Origin of the sequence: Alkalibacterium indicireducens (genome assembly GCF_039522005.1) — a bacterium.
GTDB lineage: Bacteria > Bacillota > Bacilli > Lactobacillales > Carnobacteriaceae_A > Alkalibacterium > Alkalibacterium indicireducens.
Genome location: NZ_BAAADA010000096.1, coordinates 1 through 4,574 on the forward strand (window position 1 = coordinate 1; position 4,574 = coordinate 4,574).

General features: G+C 44.0%; 2 protein-coding genes and 1 pseudogene. 2 read left to right on the forward strand and 1 reads right to left on the reverse strand.

Annotated elements, in window-relative coordinates; all coding sequences use genetic code 11:
• Positions 1–87 precede the first annotated feature (87 nt).
• Positions 88–969, reverse strand: coding sequence for an ectoine/hydroxyectoine ABC transporter substrate-binding protein EhuB (gene ehuB / locus ABFX15_RS06015; protein ID WP_346024571.1), 882 nt, complete (start codon positions 967–969; stop codon positions 88–90).
• Between the two features lie 485 nt (positions 970–1,454).
• Here ehuB and ABFX15_RS06020 point away from each other — a divergent pair, with 485 nt between their 5' ends.
• Both ABFX15_RS06020 and ABFX15_RS06025 read left to right on the forward strand, forming a co-directional pair.
• Entirely contained in the window at positions 1,455–2,663 is a 1,209-nt protein-coding gene (locus tag ABFX15_RS06020; RefSeq protein WP_346024572.1) for a quaternary amine ABC transporter ATP-binding protein, read from the forward strand.
• Positions 2,653–4,457 (forward strand): annotated as a pseudogene (locus tag ABFX15_RS06025) (ABC transporter permease/substrate binding protein). The gene ABFX15_RS06020 and the pseudogene ABFX15_RS06025 overlap by 11 nt, the downstream one beginning before the upstream one ends.
• Positions 4,458–4,574: the final 117 nt, after the last annotated feature.

Below are 4,574 nucleotides of genomic sequence, written 5' to 3' on the forward strand. Positions count from 1 at the left end.
TCCGATTGGTATAGTCAGTGGGCCTTCACCACCTTTAATTTTTAGTTTTCATAAAAAATTTGACAGTTCCCGTATAAATTATTGTCGTTAAATAGCATCTTCAACCGTTGCATCTCCTGGAAGATCTTCTTCAGTAAAGCCGAATTCTTCAATAATCTCTAAAAGTTCTCCGGATTTCTTAAGATTATCGAGTTCCTGGTTGAAGGCCTCAATAAAGTCTTCATCTGTATCTCTAAATACTGTTGCTCCATAGTTGATGACTTCCTCACCATCGATCACCGGCTGAGTATAGTCATCCACACGTTCGATTGAGTCATCAGCTGCTGTATCCAGAATCGATTGCAGAGACGGTCCGGTCGCTGTAATGACATCTGCACGGCCAGCCTGAAGTGCGGCAAGCGCTGACGGCATATCCGGCACGGTAACGATCCGTCCCTCTGGTACTCCGACATCCAGCAGAAAGTCGTACTCTACCGTTCCAGAAGGCACAGCAACGATGGCATCATCATTTTCAGCAATGTCTTCATATGAATGAAGATCCAGTGGATTACCTGCTTCCACTGCAATAGCCTGACCTATAGTATATTCAGGATTGGCAAACTGAATATGATCTGCAGCTGCTCTATCTGGTGTAATGAACATACCAGCAGCGACCATATCAAATCGCTCTGCCTGAAGCCCTGGAATCAGCGACGCAAATTCCGTCAGTACCCCATTCATTTCAGAGACTCCCATATTTTCCATAATCTGTCTGGCAATCTCAACCGAAGATCCGGTCAGTTCTCCTTCAGCTGTCTGGTATGCATATGGCTGTTCGTTTGCAAAACCGACAGTCACTTCTCCTTCGCGCTGAACACGCTCCAGAGTTGTCTCATCGTCTGCCGCTCCGAAGAGCTGACAGCCACTCAAGACGACTGTGGCAGAAAGAGCTGCGAGTGACAGCAGACCTTTTTTATCTATACTTTTCATTCTCTCTTTCCTCCTGTTCTTATTCTTTCCTATCGATTCCCAATGCACATCCAACTCCGTTAATAACTAGATCCTTTATTGATAAAATTTTTTTAGCAATTAGATAATAGCCCTGTTCAAAGGCACGGAAAAAGCCATTATTACATGAGACACATATCTACCTTAACAAAGATTTTTTGGCAGGGTCAAATCAGACGCTCCACTTCAATGATTGTTTGAAACTTTCACTCTTGTCTTTTAAAAAAGTCATCAAAAAGAAACAATTTTGTCATTTCTAATCAGATTCTTAGAATTGTTTGGTTACGGGTTTGGTAAACGATAACATTTCTTCTCATAAAGTGCTGTAAAGGCGTATGGTTTTACACTACTAAATTGTTTTGGTACATTGAATAGTGGAGCGTAGGCAGAAGACAACACTTGCTTTCTGTCAGCGACGTATTGTCGTCAAAGTTTAAAACAAATTAAAATACAAGGAGGACAACTTGTTGACTACTAAGGTAGAAATACAGAATCTGACGAAAATTTTCGGAAAGAAAGAACGTCAGGCACTTGAATTAGTAAAGAAGGGTCATTCAAAAGAAGACATTCTTGAAAAGACAGGCGCAACCGTTGGTGTAAATAAAGCCAGCTTTAAAGTAGAACAAGGTGAAATATTTGTCATTATGGGATTATCCGGTAGTGGTAAATCTACACTGGTTCGTATGCTGAACAGACTGATCGAACCGACTGAAGGCAACATCCTGATCGATGGGGATGACATTGCTAAGATGGATAAAGAGCAATTAAGAAAAGTCCGTCGTGAAAAAGTATCTATGGTATTCCAGAACTTTGGATTATTCCCGCACCGTACGATTCTGGAAAATACTGAGTATGGACTGGAAGTTCAGGGAGTAGACAAGGCAGAACGTCAGGAGAAAGCTGAACGTGCCCTGGATAATGCCGGTCTTCTTCCATATAAGGACCAACGTCCTAATCAGTTATCTGGTGGGATGCAGCAGCGTGTCGGACTGGCACGTGCGCTTGCAAATGATCCTGAAATCCTGCTTATGGATGAAGCGTTCTCAGCACTTGACCCGTTGATCAGACGTGACATGCAGGATGAACTGCTTGAAATGCAGGACACGATGCACAAAACGATTATTTTCATTACACATGACTTAAATGAATCGCTGCGTATCGGTGACCGCATTGCCATCATGAAAGACGGAGAAGTCGTGCAAGTAGGAACAGGCGAAGAGATCCTGACGAATCCTGCCAACGAATATGTTGAACGTTTCGTTGAAGATGTCGACCGTTCTAAAGTTCTGACAGCAGAAAACATCATGGAACGCCCTCAAACTCTTCGTATCAAGCAGAGTGGCCCGCGTGTGGCTATGCAGCGTATGAAGGCTGATAATTTGTCCAGCATGCTTGTTGTCGATAAAAACAATGTGCTGAAAGGCTACGTCACGGATGAAGATGTTCTTGAGGCAGTAAAACAGGACAAGAAAGATCTGCAGGAAATCGTCCGCACGGATATTCCTAAAGTTCATAAAGAAACTTTGATTCATGAATTATACGATGTCATTCATAATAGTCAGACTCCAGTCGCCGTTGTTGATGGAGAAGACAAGCTGCTTGGTATCGTTGTCCGAGGACTCGTCCTTGGTGCATTAGTGAAAGACCGAGAGGAGGAAACAATAGATGAACAATAGTATATTAGACCAGATCCCCCGTTTACCCGTATCGGAATGGATGGCCAATATCATCACCTGGCTGACACAGAACCTGTCTTGGTTCTTTGGAGCGATTCGTGACGGTGGCGCATGGCTGATGGATGGCATTACAGATCTGCTTCTATTTATCCCGCCGCTCCTATTCATCGTCCTGCTTGTGGCTTTGGCATACTTTGCTGGCCGCAAAAAACTCGGACTGCCTGTTTTTACACTATTGGGACTACTTTACATCCATAACCAGGGACTATGGGATCCATTAATGTACACGATCACGCTTGTGCTCGTTGCCAGTCTGCTTTCCATACTGATCGGTGTGCCTGTTGGAATCTGGATGGCCAAGAGCCGGACAGCCAACTGGATCATTACCCCAATTCTTGACTTTATGCAGACAATGCCGGCATTCGTATACCTTATTCCAGCCGTTGCCTTTTTCGGAATCGGTATGGTACCCGGTGTATTCTCAGCTGTTATTTTCGCTCTGCCCCCAACTGTCCGCTTCACGAACCTGGGTATCCGTCAGGTCCCTGATGAAATGATCGAAGCAGCAGAATCATTTGGTAGTACCGGATCACAGCGTCTGTTCAAAGTTGAACTGCCTCTGGCTAAACCGACTATTATGGCAGGAATAAACCAGACTGTGCTGCTTGCACTCTCAATGGTTGTTATTGCCTCAATGATCGGAGCGCCTGGATTAGGTGAACGCGTCATCAATGCTCTCCAGCGTGCCCAAGTTGGGCCTGGATTCGTTGCCGGATTTGCTTTAGTGGTACTGGCAATCATTCTAGACCGCGTACTGCAAGGCTTCAATAAATCAGATAATTAAGCAAACACAGTACAATAAATACACTCAAAACTATGAAGGAGAGATTTATTTTGGATATGACATGGAAAAAGTTTGGACTAACAGCAGCATCTGCATCAGTATTATTTTTAGCAGCATGTGAAGATAATAGCGACACTGCAGACAACGGTGAAGAAATTGAAACAGTTGTCGATGGTGATGAAATTACTTTATCTTATGTAAGCTGGGATTCAGAGATTGCTTCAACACACGTCGTTGCAGAAGTACTTGAAGATTTGGGATACGACGTTACTTTGACAGCTCTTGACAATGCAATCATGTGGGAAGCAGTCGCTTCTGGAGACGCAGACGCAATGGTTGCTGCATGGCTGCCTGGTACTCACCAAGCACAATTTGATGAGTATTCAGACAGAATGGAACACCTAGGAACAAACCTTGAAGGGGCCGTAATTGGATTAGTCGTTCCTGAATATATGGATGTTGATTCTATTGCTGATCTTTCAGATGAAGCGGGTCAGACAATTACAGGAATCGAAGCAGGTGCTGGTGTTGTCGCTGCAGCTGAACAAGCTTTAGAGGATTACGAAAATCTTGACGGATGGAACGTACAGACATCTTCTTCAGGTGCAATGGTCCAGGAACTGACTACTGCATACCAGAACGAAGATGAAATTATCGTAACTGGATGGTCTCCTCACTGGAAATTCTCTCAGTTCGACCTGAAATACCTTGAGGATCCGGAAGGTTCATTCGGAGAAGCTGAAACAATCGATACCTTTGTACGTGAAGGGCTATCTGAAGACCTACCAGAAGCTTATCAGTTACTTGATAATTTCTACTGGGAAACAGACCACATGGAAGAAGTCATGCTTGAAATCCAGGAAGGTGCAGAACCTGAAGATGCTGCCCGCAACTGGGTCGACAACAATTCGGATCTTGTATCTGAATGGATTGAAGGAATCGGCGAATAATCTGATCCTTTAATCTTGTATCTGATGTAATGCGCAAGTGAACTACCCACCACTTAAATCCTCCGGATTTTGAAGTGGGGGCTTCCTACGAACTCCATTCTTGTCTGCACAGGTTTC

Excerpts from the sequence above, each read along its gene's own strand:
- ehuB (WP_346024571.1), bottom strand. The coding sequence starts at position 969 with ATGAAAAGTATAGATAAAAAAGGTCTGCTGTCACTCGCAGCTCTTTCT.